This window comes from Streptomyces sp. NPDC044064, from assembly GCF_056434245.1.
This window is the reverse complement of record NZ_JBWKFN010000082.1, coordinates 1-1,236: the sequence shown is the minus strand read 5'-3', so window position 1 is coordinate 1,236 and position 1,236 is coordinate 1. Positions and strand designations below refer to the sequence as shown.

The 1,236-nt window shown below is 65.5% G+C and carries 2 protein-coding genes; both read right to left on the bottom strand.

Annotation, left to right across the window (positions count from 1 at the left end):
• Positions 1-805, bottom strand: an 805-nt coding sequence (locus tag AC07DS_RS46315; protein ID WP_479154740.1) for an alpha-amylase family glycosyl hydrolase, incomplete at its 3' end; no start/stop codon positions are given.
• On the bottom strand, positions 802-1,236 hold a 435-nt coding region (locus AC07DS_RS46310), incomplete at its 5' end, for an alpha-glucosidase C-terminal domain-containing protein (RefSeq protein ID WP_479154739.1). The genes AC07DS_RS46310 and AC07DS_RS46315, both read right to left, overlap by 4 nt.

The window sequence follows — 1,236 nt, the reverse complement described above, 5'->3', positions numbered from 1 at the left end:
CGACGTCCTCGGGCCACTGGTTGGCCTCGGCGAGCAGGACGGTGTCGGGGTACTGGGCGTCGATCTCCTTGCGCACCCGCTTCAGGAACTCGTGGCTCTCCGGGAGGTTCTCGCAGTTCGTGCCTTCGGCCGCGTAGAGATAGGGGACCGCGTCGAGGCGGAAGCCGTCGATGCCGAGGTCGAGCCAGAACTTCAGCGCGGCCAGGATCTCCTCCTGCACGGCCGGGTTCTCGTAGTTGAGGTCGGGCTGGTGCGAGAAGAAGCGGTGGAAGAAGTACTGACCGCGCACCGGGTCGAAGGTCCAGTTGGAGGCCTCGGTGTCGACGAAGATGATCCGGGCGTCCTCGTACTGCTTGTCGTCGTCGGCCCACATGTAGTAGTCGCCGTAGGGGCCTTCGGGGTTCTTGCGGGACTCCTGGAACCACGGGTGCTGGTCGCTGGTGTGGTTCATGACGAAGTCGATGATGACGCGCATGCCGCGCTGGTGGGCGGCGTCGACGAACTCCACGAAGTCGGCCAGGTCACCGAATTCGGGAAGTACGGCGGTGTAGTCGGAGACGTCGTAACCGCCGTCCCGCAGGGGTGACTTGAAGAACGGTGGCAGCCAGAGGCAGTCGACGCCGAGCCACTGCAGGTAGTCGAGCTTGGCGGTCAGACCCTTGAGGTCACCGATGCCGTCGCCGTCGCTGTCCTGGAAGGAGCGGACGAGTACCTCGTAGAAGACGGCGCGTTTGAACCACTCCGGGTCCCGGTCCTTGGCGGGAGTGTCCTCGAAGGTGTCCGGCACGGGGTCGTTGACAGTCATGACGCTGAGGGCCCTCCGATCTGTGGCTTCGATCGCCCGGCATGGAGCACATGCGCCGGCGTCCGGCCGGGCGTGAGGCGCACGAAGTTGGTCGTGCCCCAGTGGTAGGTCTCACCTGTCAGTTCGTCGTGCACGGACAGGGCGGCGTTCTGGTCCAGGCCGAGTTGCGGCATGTCCAACGAGACCGTTGCCTCCTGGGTGTGGTGGGGGTCGAGATTGACGACCACGATGACCGTGTCCGGGCCCGTGCTCTTGCTGTAGGCGAGCACGTTGTCGTTGTCGGTCCGATGGAAGCGGAGGTTCCGCAGGCGCTGTAGCGCGGGGTGGCGTCGGCGAATGTCGTTGAGCCGGGTGATGAGGGGGGCGAGGGTGCGGTCCTCGCGTGCGGCGGTATCCCAGTCGCGGGGTTTGAGCTGGTACTTCTCCGAGTC